Raw genomic sequence first — 23,576 nt, 5'->3', positions numbered from 1 at the left:
GCGCTCGCGCGAGCGCAACGGCCGGCCTGAATGCGAGCACCGGCATCCAGGCGTGCACGCGCACCCGGGCACGCGTGGACAACTGCCAGGCGACGCGGCTGAAGAGGTCGGCACGCACCGGCAGGTGGCGGTTGGGGAAGTACAGCGCGTCGGCGGCGCCGTCGCCGTCCGGGTCGGCGAACGCCTGCAGGAACACATGGCTCGGCTTGATCCGGTGCATGCGCTCGACCAGCGCATCGAGGTTGCGCTCGACCTGCGCCGGGTCGGGGTCGTACAGGTAGTCCAGGTCGACCTGCACGGCGCGCATCGGCTCGACCGCGTCGGCGTCGTCGCGCAGCTCCGCGACCAGTTCGACCACGTCGGGGTTGCCGGTCACCAGCAGCCGCGAGAGGCCGTGCAGGTCGGCGCCGGCGAGCCGCTCCGGCCGGGTGCCTTCCAGGTCGAACGAGAAGCGCATGCCGAGCCCGTCGGCAATCGCGTTGGTGCGCTGGCTGTAGGCCGCGTAGGGCCAGACGATCGCGCGAGGCGGCTGGCCGAGCGCGCGCTCGATCGCGGCCGCGCTGGCGGTGAGGTCGGCGCGCACGCGGGCAAGGTATTGCGCCGCGGTCTCGTAGGCGTCTGCGGCGGGGTCGTAGATGCGCGTCACCGCCGCCGGGATCACGTTGCCCTGCGGGTTGGCCAAGGCGCCGTAGTGCATCGCGTCGGTGTGCGAGGCGACCTCCACCAGCCCGCTGGCCTGCATCTCGCGCAGGTGCGCCCAGGTCACGAAGTCGTCGCGGTCATGCGAGGCGGGCCCCGCGTAGTCGACGTGACTGTCGGCCGGCAGGTCCACCCACCCCGTGACCGGCGCGATCACGGCCGGGAAGCGGTAGGCGCGCAGCAGCGGGAAGGCGTGTGTGTACACGCTGCGCAGGCCGTCGTCGAAGGTGAGCAGCACTGCGCGCTCGGGCAGTGGGCGCACACCGCGCGAGGCGGCCTCCACATCGTCCAGGTCGACCGCGGTGTAGCCGTTGCCGTGCAGCCAGTCGAGGTGGGCGGCGAAGTTCTGGGTGCTGACCGCGTGCGGATCCACGTCGCCCTGGCGCGCGACGTCGTCGCGTATGTCGTGGTAGCTCAGCACCAGCAGCGAGGCGTCGGCCGGCGGAGCGCCGAGCAGCGAGAGCAGGGCGAGTGCCGGGGCGAGGAGGACGCGGGACATGCGGGACGTCATGTCATTGGCCCCAGTGGAGTTGGACATCAAATGAAAGGTGGCGCTCGCGCTGGCCGTCGTAGACCGGCCGCGACCAGTTGACGCCGTAGTCGAGCGAGCGCCCGTACCCCAGCGACCAGGCGTGGCGATAGCCCAGCGAAGGCACCCACTGAGCGCTGAAACCGTCCTGCCAGGACTGCCCCAGCGCGACCCCGAACTGTTGCGAGAAGGCGTGGTCGTAGCGCTGCCAGTGGGTGGTGCGCAGGTCGGCACCGAGCGTCCAGCCGGCGTCGCGGGTCGGGTTGAAGTACGGCGCGTCGTCGCGGCTGCCGCGGCCAACATGGACCTGGCCGCGCAGCTCGAACCTCAGCCGCGGCATCGCCAGCACCGCGTTGTAGCCGTCCACCGACAGCGACTCGCGCCGGTTGCCGTCGTCGTAGCGCCATTGGCGGAATTCGCCACCAAGGCCGGCACGCTCGTCGCGCGTCCATTGCAGGCCAAGGGCGGCGGTGTCGGCCAGGATGCCGGCGGCCCGCGCCTGCAGCGATGCATCAGCGTCGTTGTGGCCGGCTTCCGCGCGGGCACGCCACTGGTCGTTGAAGCGCCAGCCGGCGGCGGCCCGGTACGCGGTCGCATCGTTGGCAAGTGGACCGGTGCGGCGATCGTCGCTGCGTGCGGCCTGGACCTCCCATTCCAGACGGTCATGGCGGAAATGCAAGCCAATACCGTGGCGCAGGTCGCGCACGCGCGGCGTGGCGTCGTCGAATTCCGCCCACTGCTCCGAGCGGAAGGCGCCAAGCCGCCAGCGATCGCCCAGCAGCGGCGAGCGGACGGTAAGCGCATGCCCGCCGTCGCGGCTGCCCAGCGGCGATGCGGTCGCGGGACCATCAGCGTCGCCGCGGCCCCCGTGGAGCGATGCCTCGACCTGCCAGCCGGTGCGGTGGCGCCACTGCTCGTGCAGGCGGCGCGCGTGGACGTTGTCCGGCCAGGCCTGCATCACCGCGTCGTGGGCCCGGCGTGCGCGGCGCATCCGGCCCAGTTCGGCCAGCGCATCGACCCGGCCGATCCGGGCGTCCAGGTTGCGCAGGTCCTGCGTATGGGCGACGTCGAACCGCTGCAGCGCCTCTTCCGGGCGGCCACGTTGCAGGACCACGGCGCCCAGCTTGGCGTTGAGGTCGGAACTTGCCGGCGCCATCGCGGCCATCGGCGCCAGCATCGCCTCGGCCCGGCCCGGGTGTCCGGAGTACGCAAGGACCATCGCAAGGTTGGTCTCGGCCGAATAGCGGTTCCAGTTGGCGTCCGCGGTGCGCGCGCCGGGTTCGCGCTGCCACGCCGGCTCGGCGCGCACGATCCGCGCGAGATGCCGGGTTGCATCGGCGTGCCGGCCGGACTCCAGGTACGCGTAGGCCAGCACGACCTGGGTGTCGACGTCGTCGTGGAGGGCTTCCGCTGCGCCTTCCAGCGCCTCGACGGCTTCCTCGGGATGGCGGGCCGCCAGCAGCGAATCACCGGCCGCGGCAAGCGCGTACGCCGGCACCGTGATCCCTTCCGCTCGCAACCTGCGGTAGAGGTCGGCAGCCTGCGCGTGCTGCTCCAGGCCGTTGAGGATCACCAGGCGGTCGAACGCGTGGCGGGGGGTGTCGGCAGCCTGCATGGCCAGCGCCGCGGCTTCGGCGCGTCGCATGTCCTCCAGCCGCCGCGGTTCGTCGAGCGGGCGGGCGCCGCCCCAAACGGCCAGGCGCGCCACGTGGTCGGCCTCCATCCGGGCCGCTTCGTCGGCGGTGAAGAGGCCCGGGCGCGCCTGCAGCAACGCCCACGCGCGGCTGGCGCTGCCCACGTCCGCCAAGGTGAGGGTGCGCAGGCGGTACAGCTCGGCATCGTCGGGGGAATCGGCCTGCAGGCGCTCGTAGATGGCAAGAGCCGCCAGCCACTCGCCGCGCGCACGCGCCTGCGTCGCCTGCTCGAGGGCGTCGCTCCTGACCGTTGCGGGCGACACGCCGCACAGGCACAAGGCCATGGCGACGCAAAGCCGCGCCGGGCTCGCGTGGATCATCTGGTGTTTCCCCCTGTAGACCGGCGCGGCTAACCGCGACCGGTTGCCACACAATACGTGAGTTGCGTCACAAACAGGACGGGAACGAAAAGAAATCCGGGCGCGCGATTAGCCGGCCCGGTGGTGGCTCCGCGCAAGGGGCAAGGGCAGGGGCAGGGGCGGGTAGCCTGGGAGGAACCCGGAAACGAAAAAAGCCGGCGCTGGGCCGGCTTTCTTGCGTTCTGCGGATTGGTCGGGGAGACAGGATTTGAACCTGCGACTTCTACGTCCCGAACGTAGCGCTCTACCAGGCTGAGCTACACCCCGACTGCAGAGCCGCGCATTTTAGACAGTGGCGCCGGTCTAGGCAAGCACAATCGTCAGCCAGGCGCCGGTGCGCCGGCCGGGCCGCTAAACTGTCGCGATTCCCTTGCGACACCGCCGTCACTGGAGCCCGCCTTGTCCCACGCGCCGATCAAGCCGCGCACCCCGCCCGGGGTGATGGAGCTGCTGCCACGCGACCAGATCGCCTTCCAGCGCATGCTCGACACCATCCGCCGCAACTACGAGCGCTTCGGGTTCCTGCCCGTCGAGACGCCGGTGATGGAGCTGTCGGAGGTGTTGCTGACCAAGTCCGGTGGCGAGACCGAGCGCCAGGTGTACTTCGTCCAGTCGACCGGCGCGCTGGGCAAGGCGGCGCAGGGAGAGGGCGACGGCCTGCCGGAACTGGCACTGCGCTTCGACCTCACCGTGCCGCTGGCGCGTTACGTCGCCGAGCACGAGCACGACCTGGCGTTCCCGTTCCGCCGCTACCAGATGCAGCGGGTGTACCGCGGCGAGCGCGCGCAGCGCGGGCGGTTCCGCGAGTTCTACCAGTGCGACATCGACGTGGTCGGCAAGGACTCACTGAGCACCCGCTTCGACGCGGAGATCCCGGCGGTCATCCACGCGGTGTTTTCCGAGCTGGCGATCGGCCGCTTCACCATCCAGCTCAACAACCGGAAGTTGATGCGCGGGTTCTTCGAAGCACAGGGCGTCGTCGACCCGGACCTGCAGGCGCGCGTGCTTCGCGAAGTCGACAAACTCGACAAGCGCGGCGCCGACTACGTGCGCGAAACGCTGACCGGCGACGGCTTCGGGCTGTCGCCGGAGTCGGTCGCGGCGATCCTCGCGTTCGTCGGCATCCGCTCGACCTCCCATGCCGACGCGCTGGCCCGGCTGGACGCGCTCGACCCGAGCAACGGGGCCCTGCAGGAAGGTGTGGCCGAGCTGCGCGAGGTGCTTGAACTGGTGCGCGCGCTGGGCGTGCCGGAGTCGGACTACGCGCTCAACTTCTCGATCGCCCGCGGCCTGGACTACTACACCGGCACCGTCTACGAGACGACGCTCGACGACTACCCGCAGATCGGCTCGATCTGTTCGGGTGGGCGCTACGAGAACCTGGCCAGCCACTACACCAAGTCGAAGCTCCCCGGCGTCGGCATTTCGATCGGCCTGACCCGACTGTTCTGGCAGCTGCGCGAGGCCGGCCTGGTGAAGACCGCCGACAGCAGCGTGCAGGTGCTGGTGACGCAGATGGACGCCGAGTCGCTTCCGCATTGCCTGTCGCTTGCGCGCGAGTTGCGCGACGCGGGGCTCAATACCGAGGTGGTGATGGAGCCTTCCAAGCTGGCCCGGCAGTTCAAGTACGCCGACAAGGCCGGCATCCGCTTCGTGACGGTACTGGGAGCCGACGAGATCGGCAAGGGCACGGTCACGGTCAAGGACCTGCGACGCGCGGACCAGTTCGAGGTCGCGCGCGCCGAGCTGGCGCAGGCATTGCGGGTCGAGCTGGCGCAGCCGGACATGGAGGCGCGGGCATGAAGCCGGTGCGGCTGGACGGACGCTCGCTCACCCGCGCGGGGCTGGTCGCCGTCGCCCACGGGGCGCAGGTCGAGCTGGCCACCGAACAACTGCCCGCTGTCGCGCGTGCGGCCGAGTTCCTGGCCGAGCAGGTCCGCCGCGAGGAGCCGATCTACGGCGTGTCGACCGGCTTCGGCAGCAACGCCGACCGCCTGCTGGGCGCGCACCGCGTGCGCAGCGGGGCGGGCGCGGATGCGGTCAACCCGCACGAGTCGCTGCACGAGGAGCTCCAGCGCAACCTGATCGTCACCCACGCGGTCTGCGTCGGCGAGCCGTTCGCGCCGGAGGTGGTGCGGGCGATGCTGTGCATCCGCATCAATACGCTGATGCGCGGGCATTCCGGCATTCGCGTGGAAACCCTGCAGGCGCTGGCGGCGATGCTCAATGCCGGCATCGTGCCGGTGGTGCCGCAACTGGGGTCGGTCGGTGCGTCGGGTGACCTTGCGCCGCTTTCCCATCTGGCGATCGTGCTGCTGGGCGGCGGCGAGGCCTTCTACCGCGGCGACCGGCTGCCGGGTGCCGAGGCGCTTGCGCGTGCAGGCCTGCGACCGGTCACGCTGTCCTACAAGGAAGGCCTGGCGCTCAACAACGGCACCGCGCAGATGCTGGCCTGCGGCGTGCTGGCGCTGTCGAAGCTGGAGGACCTGCTCGACACCGCCGACCTGGCCGCGGCGATGACCATCGATGCCTTCGCCGGTCGGCTCGGCGCTTTCGCCGAGGAGGTGCACGCGCTGCGTCCGCATCCCGGGCAGGTCGAGGTGGCCGCGCACCTGCGCCGACTGCTCGAGGGGTCGACCCTGGCCGACATCCCGTACCACCTGGTGCCACGGTTCCGGCCGTGGACGCCGGACGCGTGGGACGACGACGAAGCGCGTGCGCTGCGTTTCGACATCGGCTGGGACTGGGTACCGCTCAACCAGCGCCACGGCCGCGAGAAGTTCTACACGCGTTTCCGCCCGTTCCGCGGCGGCAAGAAGCACCAGCCGCAGGACAGCTACTCGCTGCGCTGCATCCCGCAGGTGCATGGCGCGGTGCGCGACGCGGTGGCGCAGGCCGCGCGCGTGCTCGAGATCGAGCTCAACGCGCTGACCGACAACCCGATAGTGTTCCCCGATGCGGACCGCGAGCACGTCGAGCAACAGGTGATCTCGGCCGGCCATTTCCACGGCATGCCATTGGCGCTGGCGATGAGCTACGTCAAGGCGGCGATCCCGGTGCTGGCAAGCATCTCCGAGCGCCGCCTCAACAAGCTGGTCGACCCGGCCACCAACGACGGCCTGCCGGGCTTCCTGATCGGCAACGAGGATGCGACCGAGTCGGGCTTCATGATCGTGCAGTACACCGCGGCGGCGATCGTCAACGACCTGGCCAGCCGTGCGCACCCGGCTTCGGTGTACTCGATCCCGACCAGCGCCAACGCCGAGGACCACGTGTCGATGGGCGCCAACGAGGCGCGCCACGTGCTCTCCATGGCCGACGACCTCGGCAAGGTCCTCGGGCTCGAGCTGTATACGGCGGCGCAGGCGCTGGACCTTCGGCGCGACATGATCAACGCCGCCCGCGCCCTGGCGAAGCGCGGCGATGCGGCCGCGCTGGCGGAAAAGATCTCCGGTGAACCGCGCACCGAGCACGCGCATCACGGCGGGTTCCTGGCGGAGGTCGAGGCACTTCGCGCGGAGTTGTCAGCGTCGGACGAGTTCCGCCCGGGCAGCGCCGTGGCCGCCGCGCATGCCGCCATCCGCGAGCGCATCCCGTTCCTGCAACGCGACCGCGCGCTGGATGGCGAAGTGGCCGCGGCGGTGCAGCTGGTGAGCGACGGCATCGTCCTCGCCGCCGCGCGCACGGCGTAGCGGCGGTACCAGGCATCCCGTGTCGATGCGCCTGCCAGCCACCGCGTTGTTCCTCGCCCTGGCCGCGTCGCCCGATGCGCGCGCCGCGCAGGACGCGTTGATCACCGGCGAGGTGTACGCCGACGTCAACCGCAACGGCCAGCGGGACCCGGACGAAGCCGGTATCGCGGGCGTCGGCCTGTCGAACGGACGCGTGCTGGTGCGATCCGGCGTGGATGGCCGCTACGCGATCGCGGCCCGACCGGGCGACACCGTGTTTGCGATCAAGCCGGGTGCCTACGCGTTTCCCACCGGCGCGGAAGGGCTGCCGGCCTTCTGGATCCATTACCTCCCCGACGGCTCGCCACCGCTCGAATACGGCGGCATTGCCGCGCAGGGCGATACCCGGTTCGACCTGGGGCTGCTGCCGGTCGAACGCACCGCCGGGCCGCTTGATGTCGTGCTGTTTGCCGATCCGCAGACCGCTTCGCTGGTGGATGTCGATTACTACGCGCGTGACATCGTTGCCTCGGTGCGTGGCAGCGGGCATGACAATGCGCAGCTCGGCCTGACCCTGGGTGACGTGGTCAACGACGACCTGGCCCTGTACCCCGCGCTCAACCGTGCGACCGCGTCGCTTGGCGTGCCGTGGTTGCACGCGGCAGGCAACCACGACCTGGATTTCGACGCGCCCGGCGATGAGCAATCGCTGCTGACCTTCCGCCGCCACTTCGGGCCCGACACCTTCGCCTGGGAGGAGCCGGGTGCGACCTTCGTGGTGGTGGACGACGTGGTGTACCAGCCGGGCGCGGCACCGGGCTACGTCGGTGGCCTGCGCGACGGGCAGTTCGCCTTCCTGGAGGCCTACCTGCCGACGGTGCCGAAAGACCGGCTGCTGGTCGTCGCGGCGCACATTCCGTTCTTCGACACGGACCCGGCACCGGATCGCGAGACCTTCCGCCAAGCCGACCGCGAACGCCTGTTCGCACTGCTGCGGGCATTTCCACACGTGCTCCTGCTCAGTGGCCACGGCCACGTGCAGCGGCACGTGCACCACGACGCCGCCAGCGGCTGGCACGGCGCAACCGCGCTTCACGAGTACAACCTGGGTGCGGCCTGTGGCGCATTCTGGTCGGGCGTCAAGGACGCGGCCGGTCTCCCCACCGCAACGATGGCCGACGGCACGCCCAACGGCTATGCGACCCTGCGTGTCGACGCAGGCGGCGATTACCGGCTGGCGTGGCACCCCGCGCGGCTGGGCGGCACGGACCCGGCCGACACTCCGGGGATCGGCCTGCATGCACCTCGCGTGCTGCGCCAGGGCGCCTACCCGGCGTGGGGGGTGTACGCCAACGTGTACATGGGGCTGGACGACACCCGCGTGGAATTCCGTGTCGACGGTGGCGAGTGGCGGCCGATGCGGAAGGTCGACCGTCCGGACCCTCGGCTGCTGGCCGAGAACGCACGCGATGACGCCGCTACCGAGCTGCGCGGCTACGACCGTTCACCCGAAGCGATCCCGAGTACCCACCTGTGGCGTGGCGCACTACCAACCGACCTGCCCGCCGGCGAACACCGGGTCGAGGTCAGGGCGTTCGACCGCTGGCAGGGCGAACAGCGGGCGTCGACGACCTACCGGTTGCAGCACGCGACGCCGTAGCGGGCCGCGGACAGGACCGACGGGATCAGGCCTGCGGGTCGATCCGGTCGAACGTTTCCACCCGGAGATGGCCGCCCGTGGCCTCGCCGGTGCGCGCCTCGGGGTAGTCCTCGCGGCGATCCACCAGCACGGTGTCCATCCCGGCTTCGCGCGCCGCATCGAGCTCCTCGACGACGTCGGACAGGAACAGCACCTCGCTGGCGGGCAGTTCGATGGCCTCGGCGATGCGGCGGTAGCTGTCGACTTCGCGCTTGCCGCCGATCTCGGTGTCGAACCAGCCCGAGAACAGCCGCGTCAGGTCGCCCGCATCGCTGTGGCCGAAGAACAGCCGCTGCGCCGGCACGCTGCCGGACGAATACACGTATAGCGGCAGCCCTGCCGCGTGCCAACGGACCAGCCCGTCCGCCGCGTCGGGGTAGATGTGCGCGGTGAAGTCGGCGTCGCGGTAGCCCGCCGCCCAGATCATGCCCTGCAACGCCTTCAGCGCGGTGTGCTTGCGGTCCTGGTCGATCCAGCCCTGCAGCACCTCGACCACCATCTCGTCGCGGCACATCCCGCCGTTCTCGGCGGCCACCGCGTCGAGCCACTTGCGGACGCCGGGTTCGGATCCGTGCGCGCGGACAAAGCCCGGCAACGCGCGGCGGGCATACGGAAACAGCACGTCCTTGACGAAGGAAATGCCGCTGGTGGTGCCCTCGATATCGGTCAGGATCGCCCGGGCCATCAGTTGCCGTCCGGTTCCAGGCGCGGGAAGCGCGTGGCGATGTCGCTGCCGGTGAAGTGGCCGACCCAGCCGTCGGGTTCGGTGAAGAAGCGGATGGCGACGAAGCTCGGCTCCGGGCCCATGTCGAACCAGTGGGTCGTGGCGTCGGGCACCGACACCAGGTCGCCCGCCTCGCACAGCAGCTCGTACACCCGGTCGCCCACGTGCAGGGTGAACAGGCCGGAACCGGCGACGAAGAATCGGACCTCGTCTTCCTTGTGGAAATGCTCGTCCAGGAACCTGGCGCGCATCTCGTCGCGCTTGGGGTTGTCGGGCGCGATGCTGACGACGTCCACGCTCCTGAAGCCGCGCTCGGCGACCAGCCGGTCGATGTCGGCGCGGTAGGCGGCGAGGATCGTCTCGGGGCTGTCACCCGGCGCGACCGGCGCCGCGGCTTCCCATTGCTCGAAACCGACCCCGATCGGAGCCAGCTCAGCGGCGATGCGTTCGTGGTCGCCAGTCGCCAGCAACGGCGTGGCGGGCTGGTCCTCGGCAAAGATGCGCAGGCGGCTCATCGGTGCAGCTTCCTCAGTTCAAGTTCGCAGGCCAGCAGGAATTCGAACGCGTCCAGGTGCCGGCGCGCCTCGGCCATGTCGCGGCCCCACGCGTACAGCCCGTGGCCGTCGATCAGGTAGCCCCACATGGCCTGCCGGTCCAGCAGCGCGTCGACCTGGGCGGCCAGGGTCTGCATGTCCTGGCTGTTGGGCAGCACGGGCAGCGCGACCGCGGTCTCGTGGGTGCTATTGCCGGTGAACGCCTTGAGCAGTTCGTACCCCTCCAGGTGCACATGGCCCGCGCCCGCATACAGCCGCGAGGCGACCGTCTGGTTGAGCGAGTGGGTGTGAAGCACGCAGCCGACCTCGCCGAAGCGCGCGTAGAGCTGGGTGTGCAGCAGGGTCTCGGCGGACGGACGGTGTTCGGTCGCGACCGGCGCGCCGTCCATGTCCACCACCATGATGTCGTCCTCGACCAGCCGGCCCTTGTCGCGGCCGGACACCGTGATCGCCGCGTGGCGATCGTCGAGGCGCATCGAGAAGTTGCTGCTGGTCGCCGGTGTCCAGCCGGCGGACGCCAGCTCGCGGACATTGCGGATGATCTCGCCCGCGCAGTGTTTCAACCGCTGGCGATCGTAGGGGAGGGTGTCCATGGCGCGAGTTTATCGAAACCCGCCCGGTCCGCGGTGCCTGCCGCCCGACGCGCTTGGGCGCGCCGGGCAGGATGTCAGAGCAGCGCGTTCAGCAATACCGCCAGCACCAGAAGGGGGCACAGCACGCGCAGCAGCCAGCGCCAGACCGTGAATCCCCAGGCGGGCATGCCTGCGAGCTGCTCGCGCAGGATGCTGTCCTTCAGCACCCAGCCGGCGAACAACGCGATGAGCAGGCCACCCAACGGCAACATGATGTCGTTGGCGACCAGCTCGATCAGGCCCATCAGGTCACGGTCGAGCATGCGCACGTGCGACCAGATGTTGAACGAGAAAACCGTCACCAGCCCGAGCGCCCAGCACAGCCCGGCCATCATCAGCGCCGCCGACCTGCGGCTGCGGCCGCGCTCGACCATATAGGCGGTCGCCGGCTCGAGCAGCGAGATCGACGAGGTCCACGCCGCCACGAAAAGCAGCGCGAAGAAGGCGAGCCCGTAGACGATGCCGCCGGGCATCGCCTCGAAGGCCAGCGGAAGCGAGGTGAAGATCAGGCCCGGACCGCCGCCTTCGGGACTGATGCCGAAGGAGATCACGATCGGGAAGATCGCCAGGCCGGCCAGCAGCGCGACGGTGGTATCGCACACCGCCACGATGGCGACGGTGCGCGGGATCGAGACCTTGGCGGGCAGGTATGCGCCGTAGGTCATCATCGCGCACATGCCCAGGCTCAGCGTAAAGAATGCCTGGCCCATCGCGGCCACCAGCACGCCTGAATCCACCTTGCTCCAGTCCGGCCGGAACAGGAAGGACGCCGCCTGCCCGAGGTGGCCGGTGGTCGCGCCATAGCCAACCAGCAACAGCAGCGTGAGGAACAGCGCCGGCATCAGGAACCGGACCGCCCGCTCCAGGCCCTTCTCCACGCCCAGCGCCACCACGCCCACGGTCACCGCCATGAACAGCGCATGCCAGAGCGCGAGCGCCGCCGGGTCGGCCAGCATCGCGCCGAACGACGCGGCCGGGTCGAGGATGGCCGGGCCGCCAAACAGCTGCGACAGGTACAGCCAGGCGTAGCGCAGGGTCCAGCCGCCGACCACGCTGTAGAAGCTGAGGATCAGCACGCCGGCCACGATGCCGATCCAGCCGATACCGGCCCAGGCCCTTGGGGCGCCGGTTTCGCGGGTGATCTGTGCCAGTGCGGTGATGGGACTCCGGCGCCCGTGGCGGCCGATCAGGATCTCGGCGATCAGGACCGGCAGGCCGACGAAGAAGATGCAGCCCAGGTACACCAGCACGAACGCGCCGCCGCCGTTATCGGAGGCGAGATAGGGGAAGCGCCAGATGTTGCCCAGGCCGACCGCCGAACCGGTCGCGGCCAGGATGAATGCCAGGCGTGACGACCACATGCCGTGGATCGGGGTCTTTTCCATGGTTGAACTCCGTTGTCAGGCCGGCCCGTGCGGACTCAGGCCTGTGGGGTCGTGGTGGGGTCGGCCTTCAGGCGCAGGATCTTGAATCCCGCGTAGGCGGAGATCGCGGCGACCAGCGGTCCGGCGAGGTTGAAGAACGCGTAGGGCAGGTAGTCGAGCGTGGCGACCCCGAGGGTGGCCGCCATGTAGGCGCCGCACGTGTTCCAGGGCACCAGCGGCGAGGTGATGGTGCCGGCGTCCTCGAGCGCGCGCGACAGGTTGACCGGGGCCAGGCCGCGGCGGGCGTACTCGGGCTGGAACAGCCGGCCGGTCAGCACGATCGACATGTACTGGTCGGCGGCCACGATGTTGGCGCCGATCGCGGTGCCCAGGGTGGCGATGATCAGCGAACCGGTCGACCGCGCCGCCTTGAGCACACTGCGGATCATCCGCTCCAGCAGGCCGACGCGCTCCATCACCGCGCCGAATCCCATCGCGCAGATGATCAGCCAGATCGTGTTGAGCATGCTGGTCATGCCGCCGCGGGTGAGCAGGTCGTCCACCGCGGCATTGCCCGTGCTGGCAGCGTAACCGTCGAACAAAGCCTTCCATGCACCGGCCAGCAGTGCCATGGGGCGCGACAGCGCCTCGTTGCCGGCGAGCGCGACCACCAAGTCGGGCTGGAACACCACCGCGAACACCGCGCCCAGCAACGCGCCGACCAGGATCGTCGGGTAGGCGGGGAAGCCGCGGATGGCCAGCACGAAGACCACGAGCAGCGGGATCAGCAGGTGGATACCGAGATCGAACTGCGTGCCCAGCAGCGTCGGCAGGTCGCCGAAGACCTGGTCGGGCGCGACTTCGCGCGATTGGCCCAGCCCGATCAAGGTGAAGAGCACCAGCGCGATGACGATGCTCGGCACGGTGGTCCACAGCATGTGGCGGATATGCGCGAACAGCTCGCTGCCGGCCGCGGCCGGGGCGATGTTGGTGGTGTCCGACAACGGGGAGATCTTGTCACCGAAGTACCCGCCGGAGATCACCGCGCCAGCCGTGATCGCCGGTGACATGTCCAGCCCCTGGGCGACGCCGATCAGGGCCACGCCGAGCGTTCCCGCCACCGTCCACGAGCTGCCGATCACCAGGCCGACGACCGCGCAGATCAGGCACGCGGCCGGGTAGAAGAACGACGGGTCGAGCAGGGCCAGCCCGTACACGATGAGGGTGGGCACCGTCCCGCTGAGGATCCAGGTGCCGATCAGGGCGCCGACCGCCAGCAGGATGAAGATCGGACCGACGGCAAGCGAGATGCCGCCGACCATGCCTTCCAGGATGTCGTCCCAGCGCAGGCCGTTGCGGATACCGATGATCGCGGCCACGCCCGCGGCCAGCATCAGTGCCACCTGGTTGGCGCCGTAGGACGCGTTGTCGCCGAACAGGTAGACCGCCGTGCCCAACAGGGTGGCCAGCAACACCAACGGCACCAAGGACTGGAACAGCGACGGCTCCCGCGCCTGCAGATCGGTCATCGGATCAGGCCCGGCGCCGGAGCTTGCTGTGGCGGTACCCGTAGAAGACGTAGATCAGCAGTCCGATTGCGATCCAGCCCAGCAGCAGCCGCCAGTGTTCGGCAAACGGTTGCGAGAACAGGTACAGGCACGACACCACCCCGAGTGGGCAGATCAGGATCGCGAACGGCACCTTGAACGGGCGGGGCAGGTCGGGGCGGGTCCGGCGCAGGATCAGCACGCCGGCGCAGACGGTGGCGAACGCCAGCAGGGTGCCCATGGACACCATCTCGCCCAGCAGCCCGATCGGCAGGAACCCCGCCAGCACCGCCGCGATGACGCCGACGATGACCGTGCCGATGTACGGCGTGTGGAACTTCGGGTGGACCTTGCCGAACAGGCGGGGCAGCAGGCCGTCGCGCGACATGCTGTAGAAGATGCGCGGCTGCGCCATCAGCATGACCAGGATCACCGAGGACAGACCGGCGATCGCCGCGATCTCCACCAGCGTCTGCAGCCAGCCCAGCGACGGGTAGTTGTTGAGCGCCGTCGACACCGGTTCGGGCGTGCCCAGCAGGCGGTAATCCATCATGCCGGTCAGTACCGCGCAGACCACGATGTAGAGCAGGGTGCAGACCACCAGCGAGCCGAGGATACCGACCGGCATGTCCTTCTGCGGGTTCTTGGCCTCGCCCGCCGCGGTGGAGACCGCGTCGAAGCCGATGTAGGCGAAGAACACGATCGCCGCCGCGCGCATCACGCCGTCCACGCCGAAGCGGCCGGGACCTTCGTTGGCGGGGATGAAGGGTTCCCAGTTGCCCGGATCGACGTACTGCGCGCCGAACGCGATGAACAGCAGGATCACGGTCACCTTGATCGCAACGATGATGCCGTTGACGAACGCCGACTGGGTGATGCCCACGTATCCCACGCCGGTGACGAACGCGATGATCAGCACCGCCGGGAGGTTGATGAGCGTGCCGGTGCGGACGAAGTCACCGCCCTCCACCGCGAACGGCGCGCTGGCCAGCGCCGCGGGTAGTGCTAGGTCGAAGTTGGTAAGGAAGGCATTGAGGTAACCCGACCAGCCCACCGCGACCGTCGATGAAGCGAACAGGTACTCCAGCACCAGGCACCAGCCGATGAACCAGGCGACGCCTTCGCCCAGGGTGGCGTACGAATACGAATAGGCACTGCCCGACACCGGCAGCATCGCGGCGAACTCGGCGTAGCACAGGCCCGCGAATGCACAGGCGATGCCGGCGATGACGAAGCTGAGCATGATCGCCGGGCCGGCGTGCTCGGCGGCGGCCTGGCCGGTCAGCACGAAGATGCCCGCGCCGATCACCGCGCCCACGCCCAGCAGGATCAGCTGGGTCCCGGTGAGGGTGCGCTTGAGGTCGGCTTCGCCCTCCAGGCTGCCTTCGAACGGTTCACCGGCGTCGACGTGGCCTGCCGGCTCGATCGGCTTGGTCGCTAGAACATTCTTGAACATCCGGATCCCCAGGTGACAGCCGCGCTGCGGCGTCCGCGTCGATGGTCCGCCAGCGCGGACGCGCGGCGAGGTGGCGGGCCACCTTACCCCAGCCAAGAAACGAGCGGCAAGCCACCTTCGGCACGGTCCATGGGGCGCGCGAACCACTGGATAATCAGCGACCCGGGCGCTTGCCGAAGGCGCCTCCAAACGTACCGGCACGTATGCGCGACAGCGACAACCACCTCCACGTACCCATCCGCTCGGCCCTGGCCGACTACCTGCGGTCCTGGCCGGACGAGAGCGAGGTCGCGGCGCAGTTCACCGGCCTGCTCGATGAGAGTCCGAACGACACGCACGCGTTCGTACGCGAGCGGCTCGAGGGCCACTTCACCGCGTCGAGCTGGCTGGTCGATCGCGACGGACGCCGGGTGTTACTGACCCACCACCGAAAGCTTGGCCGGTGGCTGCAGCTGGGGGGCCACGCCGATGGGGATACCGACCTGGCCGACGTCGCGCTACGCGAGGCCGAAGAAGAGTCGGGGCTGACGGACCTGGTGGTGGAGGGCGGCCTGTTCGACCTGGACCGCCACTGGATCCCGTCACGCGGTGACGTGCCGGGCCACTGGCATTACGACGCGCGCTACGTAGTGCGGGCGACGGGGAGCGAAGCGTTTGTTGTCGGCCACGAATCGCTCGACCTGGCCTGGCGCGACATCGCCGCGATCGAGGCAGACCCGGCCGCGGATGAATCGTTGCGGCGGATGGCGCGCAAGTGGCTTGCGCGCACCGCCTGAGCCGCCTCAGTCCGCGCGGCCGGAGAACTCGCCACTGGTGGTGTTGACCAGCACGCGCTCGCCGTTGGCGATGTACTCGGGGACCATGATCTCCAGGCCGGTCGACAGCTTGGCCGGCTTCGGGCGCTTGGTGGCCGTGCCGCCCTTGAGCTCCGGCGGGGTCTCGACGACTTCGATCGCCACGGTCTGCGGCAACTGCAGTGCGACCGGCTGGTCGTCGATGATCTGCACGTAGCAGCCCGACAGCTCGTCGACGATGTAACCGGCGTCGTCGCCGACCACGTCCGCGTCAAGCGTGTACGGGGTGTAGTCCTCGTCGTCGAGGAACACGAAAGCGTCGCCGTCCTTGTAGGAGAACGTCGCCTGCCGGCGGCTCAGCTCGACTTCCTTGAGCTCGTCGTCGCCGCCGAGGCTGAGGTCGAGCTTGTTGCCGCCCGGCACCGAATACATCGTGAAACGGAACTTGACGTTGCCGCCACGCCCCTGCGGCGAGCTGCGCTCGATGTCGCGCACCTGGTACACGGTGTTGTTGTGTTCGACCACGTTACCTTTCTTGACGTCGTAGGCTTTCATGCGGGTTCCGGATGGGAGTTCGGGCTCCGGGAGGAGCATCTGTCGCAGGGGATGTCATGTAGGAGCGACGTGAGTCGCGACCGGTACGCGGCCCAGGGCGTTCGGCGGGTCGCGACTCACGTCGCTCCTACAGGGATGGCATGGCGCCCCTACTTCGGCGCCAGGCGGGTCGCGCCGTCGAGGCGGATCGTTTCGCCGTTGAGATAGGTGTTGCCGAGGATGTAGGCAACCAGGTCGGCGAACTCCTCCGGCTGTCCCAGCCGCGACGGGAACGGGATGGTGGCGGCCAGCGACTGCTGCACGCTCTCGGGCATGCCGTCGACCATCGGGGTCCAGAACACGCCCGGGGCGATCGTCATCACCCGGATGCCGAACCGCGCCAGTTCGCGCGCCATCGGCAGGGTCATGCCGACCACGCCGCCCTTGGACGCCGAATACGCGGCCTGGCCGATCTGGCCCTCGTAGGCGGCGACCGAAGCGGTGTTGACGATCACGCCGCGCTCGCCGTCGGTGCCGGCCTCGTTGTGCTGCATCACGTCGGCGGCGGCCTTGGCGACGTTGAAGCTGCCAACCAGGTTGACCATCACCGTGGACTGGAACTGCGACAGTGGCATCGGTGCCTCGCGACCGAGCACGCGGCCCGCGCCGAGGATGCCGGCACAGTTGACCGCAACGTTGAGGCCCCCAAGGAAGTCCTTCGCCGCCGCGACGTTGGCAACGACGCCAGCCTCGTCGGACACGTCGGTCCGGAAGAACCGTGCGTTCGCCTCGCCCAGTTCGGCGACCGCTGCCGCACCCTTGTCCTCGTTGACGTCGAACAGGGCGACCTTGCCGCCTTGCTTGACCAGGTGGCGGGCGACGGCCAGGCCAAGGCCGGAAACACCGCCGGTGACGATGGCGCGGGTATCGGAAAGCTGCATGGGAGTCTCGCGGAACAGAATGAGACGGCGATTCTAAGGCAGGTAGCGCGCCTGCACTTCCGCGGGGGTCAGCCCGGGGGCAAACAGGAAACCCTGGCCGATGGCGACCCCAAGACCCAGCAGGAACTCGCGCTGCGCGTGGCTTTCCACGCCTTCCGCCACCAGCCCAAGCTTCAGGCTGCGGGCGATGCCGGTGACCGCCTCGCACACGGCCACGTCGGAGGCGTTGTCCGGCACGCCCTGGACGAACAACTGGCTCAGCTTCAGGCCGTGGATGGGCAGCCGGCGCAGGTAGTTGAGCGCGCTGTAGCCCTCGCCGAAATCATCGATGGTCAGCATCACCCCAAGCTCGCGCAGGGCGGCGAAGGTGCGCAGTGTTTCGGGCTCGTCTTCGATCAGCACCCGCTCGGTGAATTCCAGCTCGAGTGCGTGGCCGGGCAGGCCGGTTTCCTCCAGCGCCGCGCGCACGTTGCCGGCCAGGTCCTCCCCGAGGAACTGCCGGTAGGAGACATTGACCGCGATGCGCTCGATCGCCAGTCCCGCACTGCGCCAGTCGCGCAGCTGGCGGCAGGCCTGCTTGAGCACCCACCCGCCGATCCCGACGATGTCGCCGGTGGTCTCGGCGTGGTCGATGAACCGGCTCGGCTGCATCTGCCCGAGCGCCGGATTGGTCCAGCGGATCAGCGACTCCACCGCCATCAGCCGACCCGTGGCCAGCTCGACCTGTGGCTGGTAGACGAGGTGGAACTCGTCGTTGCCGACCGCCCGGCGCAACTGCGTCTCCAGTTGCAGTCGCTCCTGCTGCTGTTCGGCCAGCTCCGCCGTGAACGCCTGCCAGCCGTTGCGGCCGCGGCGCTTGCTGTCGTACATCGCCACGTCCGCATCCTGGATCAGTTGTTGCGACGTGGTGCCGTCGGCGGGGGCCTGCGCGATGCCGATGCTCGCGGTGATGGCGAACTCTTCGCCGTCGAGGCTGAAGCTGTCGCCGAAGATCTCCAGGATCGCGCGCGCCAGTCGGGCCGCGCGGTCGGGGTCGTCATCCAGTGCGCAGGTCACCAGGAATTCGTCGCCGCCGAAGCGGGCGATCAGCCCCTCGCCACCGACCGCGCGCCGGATGCGGCGGGCGGCCGAGGCGAGCAGCCGGTCGCCGGCGGCGTGGCCCAGTACGTCGTTGACGATCTTGAAACGGTCCAGATCGATGTACAGCACGGCCAGGCGCTCGCACGCCGGGTCGGCGAGGCGCGCGTCGATTTCGCTGCGGACGGCGTCGCGGTTGAGCAGGCCGGTGAGCGGATCGGTGCGCGCGCGCACCCGCAGGTGCTCCTCGGCGCGCTTGCGGTCGGTGATGTCCTGCAGCGTCCCCGTCAGCCGCTTGCTGAGCGGCCCGCCGGCCTCGGCCTCGCCGATCGCGCGCACCCAGAACGGCTCGCCGTCGGGACGCATGCCCTGCAGTTCAAGGTCGAGCGTGCGGCCGGTATCCATCGCGACGTCGAGCGCCTGTCGCAGCTGTGCGCGGTCGGAGTCGACCAGGCAATCGAGCAGGTCGTCGATGGTGCGGGGCGCCGGGTCGCGGCCGATGATCCGGCGCGATTCGGTGGTGAGGTAGAGCCGGTCGCGGCCGGTATCCCATTCCCAGCCACCGATGTGGGCCATCGCCTGGGCCCGGTCAAACAGGGTGCTGTCGCGCTTGAGTGCGGTGACATCGGAGAACAGCGAGAGCACCTGCTGCACGCGATCACTGCCCGGTCCGAACTGCGGCACCGCCGTGACGGAGAACCAGGTCAAGGTCCGACGCCGGCGATGGTAGTAGCCGAGCAACACGCTGCCGACCGGCCGGCCATGACGCAGGGCACGTGCGGCGGGCCACTCGTCGCGCGGAAGTTCGCGCCCGCTCTCGTCGACCACGTACCACTGGTCGTGGGCCATTGCGATGTCGGCGCGCTGGCCCGGGGCAATGCCGAACAACCGCATCGCCGCGGCGTTGGCATGGGTGATCAGGCCTTCCGCGTCGCGCACCAGGATGCCGGTGTCGATGGTTTCCATCAGCTCGCGGTAGCGCAACTCGGCGTCACGGCGGCCACTGAGGTCGCGGGCCACGGCGACGATGCAGTTGCGGCCGTCGTGCTCGAACCCGGCCGAATGCACCTCGACCGGGAAGCGGCTGCCATCGGCGCGCATGTTGGACACTTCGATCACGTAGGTGCCGCCGCGGTTGAGCGTCTCCCAGACCGGTCCCAGGTGGTCGTGCGCCAGGTCGGGGTTGAGCACGTGGATCGGGCGGCCGACGATCTCCTCGCGTGCGCGCCGGTAGGCCGCCAGCCCGGCGCGATTGAGATCGAGCACAATTCCGTCCGCGTCGAGGATGCTGACCGGGTCGGGAACGGCGTCGAACAGGGCGTGGTAGCGCAGCCGGGCGGCCGCGGCTTCTTCTCGAGCCGCCAGCACGGCGTCGCGTGCCTGTTGCAGCAGGGCACGGGTCTCCGCCGGCAGGGCGGGGTCGTTGCATCCTGCGTCCAGCGCCGCCAGCGTGGCCGCCACGTCCACTCCTTCGGAGTGTGGTGGCATCCCGGTCGCTGGCGGCGTGAGGCTCATGACACCGCGAGCGCCCGTCCGACCCGGCTGCCCGTCTCGCGGCCGAGCCGCCCGGCCAACCAGCGCCCCGTGTCCGCCAGCCGTGCCAGGTCCACCCCGGTCTCGATGCCGAGCCCGTGCAGCATGTAGACGACGTCCTCGGTGGCGACGTTGCCACTGGCGCCGGTGGCATACGGGCACCCGCCGGTGCCGGCGACGGAGGCGTCGACCACCGAGACGCCCACCTCCAGGCAAGCGAGGAGGTTGGCCAGTGCCTGTCCGTAGGTGTCGTGGAAGTGCACCGCCAAAGCATTGAGCGGCACTTCGCCCGCCACGGCCTGCAACATCGCGCGCGCCTTGCCGGGCGTGCCCACGCCTATCGTGTCGCCCAGCGATATTTCGTAGCAGCCCATTCCGTGGAGTTGACGTGCGACGCGGACGACATCGGCCAGCGGCACCTCCCCCTGGTAGGGACAGCCCAGCACGGTCGAGACGTAGCCACGCACCCGGACCCCGTCGCCGCGTGCGCGCTCCAGCACCGGCGCGAACCGCTGCAGCGATTCGTCGATCGAGGCATTGATGTTGCGCTGGTTGAAGGCCTCCGAGGCGGCGGTGAATACCGCAATCTCCTCGACGCCGGCCTCGCGTGCGCGCTCGTATCCTTTCTCGTTGGGCACCAGCACCGGGTAATGGACGCCCGGGCGACGGGTGATCCCGGTGAACACCTCGGTGGCATCGGCCAGCTGCGGCACCCACCTGGGGCTGACGAAGCTGGTCGCCTCGATGCTCTGCAGGCCGGTGGCCGAGAGCCGGTCGATCAGTTCGATCTTGTCGGCGGTGGAGACCATCGCCTTCTCGTTCTGCAACCCGTCGCGCGGGCCGACCTCGACGATGCGCACATGGCGGGGCAGGGCGGTGCTCACGTGTCCGCTCCAGCCTCGGCCAGGGCGACCAGCACGGTATCGGCCTCGACAAAGTCGCCGGCCTGCGCGTGGATCGCGGCCACCGTGCCCGCACGGGGCGCCTTCAGGCTCAGCTCCATCTTCATCGCCTCGATCACCATGACCTCCTGGCCGGCTTCGACCGTGTCGCCGGCGCTGGCCTTCACCACCACCACGCGACCCGGCATCGGCGCGACCACGTTGTCGGCGCCTGCACCCGCGGTGCCGGCCTCATGCCGGTACATCGCCACCGGCTGCAGCCGCAGGCGGCGCTCGCCATCGTGCACCAGCAGCTCGCGCCCGTGGTCGAACACCCGGAACCGCCGTGCGCGACCGTCGAGGCGCAGGCCCAGCAGCGCGCCGTCGAACCGGGCGCCAGCCACCGTGTGCGTCGCGCCGTCGTATTCCACCTGGTACTCGCCGCCGCTGCCGTGCGCGTGAAGCTCCAGCCGCTGCTCGCCGTGCAGGAAGGCCAGCGCACGCTGGCCGGCATGGCCCAGCCGCCAGCCATCGGCGACCGCCCACGGCGACCCGGGATCGTTCGACGCGGCCGCGCCGTCGCGGCTGCCCTGTTCCTGCGCCAGCAACCGCGCGGCCGTGGCGCCGAGCAGCAGGTCGCGGTTGACCTCGTGCGCGGGCATGAACTCGTCGAGGTGGCGATCGAGATATCCGGTATCGATCGTGCCGTTGACCACGGCCGGGTGCCGCACCAGCCGCTCGAGGAAACCGATGTTGGATTTCGGACCGCTGATCGCGCACTGCGACAGCGCCTCGCGCAGGCGGGCGAGCGCACGGGGGCGGTCGGCGTCGTGGACGATGAGCTTGGCGATCATCGGGTCGTAGAAGATGGTGACCGTGTCGCCCTCGATCACGCCCGAATCGATGCGCACGTGCGCCGACGGTGCCGGCAGGCGCAGGCGCTCCAGCGTGCCCGAGCCCGGCAGGAAGCCCGCCTCGGGGTCCTCGGCGTACAGCCGCAGTTCGATCGCGTGGCCGGACTGGGCGATGTCGTCCTGCGCGAGCGGCAGCGGCTCGCCAGCGGCGACCTGCAACTGCCACGCCACCAGGTCCAGGCCGGTCACGCACTCCGTGACCGGGTGCTCGACCTGCAGGCGGGTGTTGATCTCCATGAAGTAGAAGTTGCCCGCCGGGTCGACGATGAACTCGACCGTGCCGGCATTGGCGTAGTCGATCGCACGCGCGGCCAGCACCGCGGCATCGCCCATCGCCTGTCGCAGCGCGGGCGTGAGGAACGGCGACGGCGACTCTTCCAGCACCTTCTGGTAGCGGCGCTGCGCCGAGCATTCGCGCTCGTTGAGGTGGATGACATTGCCGTGCGCGTCGCCGAACACCTGGATCTCGATGTGGCGCGGCTGTTCGATGTAGCGCTCCAGCAACACCCGGTCGCGGCCGAACGCGTTGCCGGCTTCGCGCTGGCACGACTGCAGGTTGTCGGCGAACTCGCCGGCCTCGCGCACGATGCGCATGCCCTTGCCGCCGCCGCCGTGCGCGGCCTTGATCATCAGCGGGTAACCGATGCGGTCCGCCTCGGCCTGCAGGTGGGCCGGGTCCTGGTTCTCGCCGGTGTAGCCCGGCACCACCGGCACGCCGGCCGTCTGCATCAGCTCCTTCGCGCCGGCCTTGCTGCCCATGCGGCGCATCGATGCGGCCTTCGGGCCGATGAACACGATGCCGGCCGACTCGGACGCGTCGGCGAAGTCGGCGTTCTCCGACAGGAACCCGTAGCCCGGGTGGATGGCCTCTGCACCGGCCTTGCGTGCGACCTCGATGATCGCGTCACCACGCAGGTAACTGTCGGCTGGCCGCGGGCCGCCAATGCAGTACGCCTCGTCGGCCTGGCGCACGTGCTGGGCGTCGGCGTCGGCTTCCGAGTACACCGCGACGGTGCGGATGCCCAGCGCACGACAGGTGCGGATGACGCGGCACGCGATTTCGCCGCGGTTGGCGATGAGGATCTTGTTGAACATGCGAGGGTTGCCGGATTGCGTACGGGGGGAGGGCGTGCGGTTCACTCGCACCAGCCCGGTCTGCGCTTGTCGAGGAAGGCGCCCAGGCCTTCCTGGCCTTCCTTCGACACACGCAGGCGCGCGATCAGTGCCGCGTTGTCGGCATCGTGCCGGGCCCCGTCGGTGTGGGCCGAGACTTGGCGCACCAGCGCCTTGGCCTGCGCCGATGCGACCGGGCCGGCCTTCAGCAGCAGTTCGACCTGGCGTTGCAGGGTCGCGTCGAGGTCTTCGGCATCGACCGCTTCATGCAGCAGGCCCATCCGGTGGGCCTGGGCGGCGTCGAAAATTTCCGCGCTGGCAAACCAGCGGCGCGCCTGGCGTGCGCCGATCGCCTCGATGACATACGGCGAAATCACCGCCGGAAGCAGGCCGAGCTTGCTCTCGGTCAGGCCGAACTTGGCTCCGAACGCACCGATGGCGATGTCGCAGCAGGCCACCAGGCCCACGCCGCCACCGAACGCCGCGCCGTGCACGCGGGCGATGGTCGGCTTGGGCAGCTCGTTGAGGGTGCGCATGAGCCGCGCCAGCGCGAGCGAGTCCTCGCGGTTCTCGTCCTCGCTGGCGCTGGCCATGCCACGCATCCAGTTGAGGTCGGCGCCGGCGGAGAACGACGCGCCTTCGCCTTCAATAATCACCACCCGGACCGTGGGGTCGGAACCGACCGCCTCCAGCGCGCCGGTCAGGGCGGCGATCAGCATCGCGTCGAACGCGTTGTGGACGTCCGGGCGGCTCAGCCGCAGGTGTGCGACCGGTCCATCGCGCAGGTGCAGCAGGGGGTGGCTCATCTGTATGCGTCCTTGGCGGGAGTGGGGATGATAGCCGTCGTGCCCGGGCGCCGCG

Annotated in this window: 18 protein-coding genes and 1 tRNA gene; 4 read left to right on the top strand and 15 right to left on the bottom strand. The window is 69.7% G+C overall.

The features are described 5' to 3' along the window. The 3 genes from pgaB to ACKVMH_RS06080 form a co-directional block, all read right to left on the bottom strand. Positions 1-1,198, bottom strand: a 1,198-nt coding sequence (pgaB, locus tag ACKVMH_RS06090) for a poly-beta-1,6-N-acetyl-D-glucosamine N-deacetylase PgaB (RefSeq protein ID WP_412699634.1), incomplete at its 3' end; no start/stop codon positions are given. A gap of 13 nt (positions 1,199-1,211) precedes the next feature. Then, positions 1,212-3,242 (bottom strand): tetratricopeptide repeat protein, encoded by a 2,031-nt coding sequence (locus ACKVMH_RS06085; protein WP_412699633.1) that lies wholly within the window; start codon positions 3,240-3,242, stop codon positions 1,212-1,214. 229 nt (positions 3,243-3,471) lie between these two features. Continuing rightward, positions 3,472-3,548, bottom strand: a tRNA-Pro gene (locus ACKVMH_RS06080). A gap of 132 nt (positions 3,549-3,680) precedes the next feature. Between ACKVMH_RS06080 and hisS the strand changes: the two genes are divergently transcribed. Genes hisS through ACKVMH_RS06065 form a run of 3 tightly spaced genes read left to right on the top strand, consistent with a single transcriptional unit; the run spans position 3,681 to position 8,612 of the window. Beyond that, the gene (gene hisS, locus ACKVMH_RS06075) at positions 3,681-5,084 is read left to right on the top strand and encodes a histidine--tRNA ligase (RefSeq protein ID WP_412699632.1); all 1,404 of its coding nucleotides are present in this window, start codon (positions 3,681-3,683) and stop codon (positions 5,082-5,084) included. Further along, the gene (locus ACKVMH_RS06070; protein WP_412699631.1) at positions 5,081-6,973 is read left to right on the top strand and encodes an HAL/PAL/TAL family ammonia-lyase; all 1,893 of its coding nucleotides are present in this window, start codon (positions 5,081-5,083) and stop codon (positions 6,971-6,973) included. The genes hisS and ACKVMH_RS06070 overlap by 4 nt, the downstream gene beginning before the upstream one ends. 25 nt (positions 6,974-6,998) lie before the next feature. Then, entirely contained in the window at positions 6,999-8,612 is a 1,614-nt protein-coding gene (locus ACKVMH_RS06065; RefSeq protein ID WP_412699630.1) for a calcineurin-like phosphoesterase C-terminal domain-containing protein, read from the top strand. Between the two features lie 25 nt (positions 8,613-8,637). On the opposite strand, the gene mtnC is transcribed toward ACKVMH_RS06065, so the two are convergent. The 6 genes from mtnC to ACKVMH_RS06035 form a co-directional block, all read right to left on the bottom strand. Next, on the bottom strand, positions 8,638-9,336 hold the full coding sequence (gene mtnC / locus ACKVMH_RS06060) for an acireductone synthase (RefSeq protein WP_412699629.1): 699 nt from the start codon (positions 9,334-9,336) through the stop codon (positions 8,638-8,640). Then, entirely contained in the window at positions 9,336-9,890 is a 555-nt protein-coding gene (locus ACKVMH_RS06055) for a 1,2-dihydroxy-3-keto-5-methylthiopentene dioxygenase (protein ID WP_412699628.1), read from the bottom strand. Before ACKVMH_RS06055 ends, mtnC begins: the two co-directional genes overlap by 1 nt. Continuing rightward, positions 9,887-10,522, bottom strand: coding sequence for a methylthioribulose 1-phosphate dehydratase (locus tag ACKVMH_RS06050; RefSeq protein ID WP_412699627.1), 636 nt, complete (start codon positions 10,520-10,522; stop codon positions 9,887-9,889). The genes ACKVMH_RS06055 and ACKVMH_RS06050 overlap by 4 nt, the downstream gene beginning before the upstream one ends. A 74-nt stretch (positions 10,523-10,596) precedes the next feature. Then, the gene (locus ACKVMH_RS06045; RefSeq protein WP_215220003.1) at positions 10,597-11,946 is read right to left on the bottom strand and encodes a sodium-dependent transporter; all 1,350 of its coding nucleotides are present in this window, start codon (positions 11,944-11,946) and stop codon (positions 10,597-10,599) included. Between the two features lie 35 nt (positions 11,947-11,981). Continuing rightward, positions 11,982-13,454 (bottom strand): Na+/H+ antiporter NhaC, encoded by a 1,473-nt coding sequence (nhaC, locus tag ACKVMH_RS06040; protein WP_412699626.1) that lies wholly within the window; start codon positions 13,452-13,454, stop codon positions 11,982-11,984. Positions 13,455-13,458: 4 nt separating this feature from the next. Beyond that, a complete protein-coding gene (locus ACKVMH_RS06035; protein WP_215220005.1) occupies positions 13,459-14,928 on the bottom strand; it encodes an amino acid permease in 1,470 nt (489 codons plus the stop codon). Positions 14,929-15,131: 203 nt separating this feature from the next. Between ACKVMH_RS06035 and ACKVMH_RS06030 the strand changes: the two genes are divergently transcribed. Then, positions 15,132-15,704: an NUDIX hydrolase gene (locus ACKVMH_RS06030; protein WP_412699625.1), complete on the top strand. Its 573-nt coding sequence runs from the start codon at positions 15,132-15,134 to the stop codon at positions 15,702-15,704. Positions 15,705-15,710: 6 nt separating this feature from the next. Here the strand turns inward: ACKVMH_RS06030 and yeiP are convergent, their stop codons facing one another. From yeiP to ACKVMH_RS06000, 6 genes are all read right to left on the bottom strand, one after another. Continuing rightward, complete coding sequence (yeiP, locus tag ACKVMH_RS06025) at positions 15,711-16,277, bottom strand: elongation factor P-like protein YeiP (protein ID WP_215220007.1); 567 nt, start codon at positions 16,275-16,277, stop codon at positions 15,711-15,713. Positions 16,278-16,426: 149 nt separating this feature from the next. Then, positions 16,427-17,197, bottom strand: coding sequence for an SDR family NAD(P)-dependent oxidoreductase (locus ACKVMH_RS06020; RefSeq protein WP_412699624.1), 771 nt, complete (start codon positions 17,195-17,197; stop codon positions 16,427-16,429). Between the two features lie 33 nt (positions 17,198-17,230). Beyond that, positions 17,231-19,735, bottom strand: a complete 2,505-nt coding sequence (locus ACKVMH_RS06015) for a sensor domain-containing protein (protein ID WP_412699623.1) — start codon at positions 19,733-19,735, stop codon at positions 17,231-17,233. Positions 19,736-19,785: 50 nt separating this feature from the next. After that, positions 19,786-20,679, bottom strand: coding sequence for a hydroxymethylglutaryl-CoA lyase (locus ACKVMH_RS06010; protein WP_215220303.1), 894 nt, complete (start codon positions 20,677-20,679; stop codon positions 19,786-19,788). 8 nt (positions 20,680-20,687) lie between these two features. Continuing rightward, positions 20,688-22,697 carry an acetyl/propionyl/methylcrotonyl-CoA carboxylase subunit alpha gene (locus ACKVMH_RS06005; RefSeq protein WP_412699622.1) on the bottom strand — a complete coding sequence of 670 codons (2,010 nt, stop codon included), beginning with the start codon at positions 22,695-22,697 and terminating at the stop codon, positions 20,688-20,690. Between the two features lie 41 nt (positions 22,698-22,738). Then, positions 22,739-23,521, bottom strand: a complete 783-nt coding sequence (locus ACKVMH_RS06000) for an enoyl-CoA hydratase-related protein (RefSeq protein WP_412699621.1) — start codon at positions 23,519-23,521, stop codon at positions 22,739-22,741. Between the last annotated feature and the right edge of the window lie 55 nt (positions 23,522-23,576).

The sequence above is a fragment of the Lysobacter zhanggongensis genome (assembly GCF_046638635.1).
Classification (GTDB): domain Bacteria; phylum Pseudomonadota; class Gammaproteobacteria; order Xanthomonadales; family Xanthomonadaceae; genus Novilysobacter; species Novilysobacter luteus.
Note: the sequence above shows the minus strand (reverse complement) of the source record. Positions and strands in the feature narration are given on the sequence as shown.

Coding starts and splice junctions, on each gene's coding strand:
- ACKVMH_RS06085 (WP_412699633.1), bottom strand. CDS start 3,242: ATGATCCACGCGAGCCCGGCGCGGCTTTGCGTCGCCATGGCCTTGTGC.
- ACKVMH_RS06070 (WP_412699631.1), top strand. CDS start 5,081: ATGAAGCCGGTGCGGCTGGACGGACGCTCGCTCACCCGCGCGGGGCTG.
- ACKVMH_RS06065 (WP_412699630.1), top strand. CDS start 6,999: ATGCGCCTGCCAGCCACCGCGTTGTTCCTCGCCCTGGCCGCGTCGCCC.
- mtnC (WP_412699629.1), bottom strand. CDS start 9,336: ATGGCCCGGGCGATCCTGACCGATATCGAGGGCACCACCAGCGGCATT.
- ACKVMH_RS06055 (WP_412699628.1), bottom strand. CDS start 9,890: ATGAGCCGCCTGCGCATCTTTGCCGAGGACCAGCCCGCCACGCCGTTG.
- ACKVMH_RS06050 (WP_412699627.1), bottom strand. CDS start 10,522: ATGGACACCCTCCCCTACGATCGCCAGCGGTTGAAACACTGCGCGGGC.
- ACKVMH_RS06045 (WP_215220003.1), bottom strand. CDS start 11,946: ATGGAAAAGACCCCGATCCACGGCATGTGGTCGTCACGCCTGGCATTC.
- nhaC (WP_412699626.1), bottom strand. CDS start 13,454: ATGACCGATCTGCAGGCGCGGGAGCCGTCGCTGTTCCAGTCCTTGGTG.
- ACKVMH_RS06035 (WP_215220005.1), bottom strand. CDS start 14,928: ATGTTCAAGAATGTTCTAGCGACCAAGCCGATCGAGCCGGCAGGCCAC.
- ACKVMH_RS06030 (WP_412699625.1), top strand. CDS start 15,132: ATGCGCGACAGCGACAACCACCTCCACGTACCCATCCGCTCGGCCCTG.
- yeiP (WP_215220007.1), bottom strand. CDS start 16,277: ATGAAAGCCTACGACGTCAAGAAAGGTAACGTGGTCGAACACAACAAC.
- ACKVMH_RS06020 (WP_412699624.1), bottom strand. CDS start 17,197: ATGCAGCTTTCCGATACCCGCGCCATCGTCACCGGCGGTGTTTCCGGC.
- ACKVMH_RS06005 (WP_412699622.1), bottom strand. CDS start 22,697: ATGTTCAACAAGATCCTCATCGCCAACCGCGGCGAAATCGCGTGCCGC.
- ACKVMH_RS06000 (WP_412699621.1), bottom strand. CDS start 23,521: ATGAGCCACCCCCTGCTGCACCTGCGCGATGGACCGGTCGCACACCTG.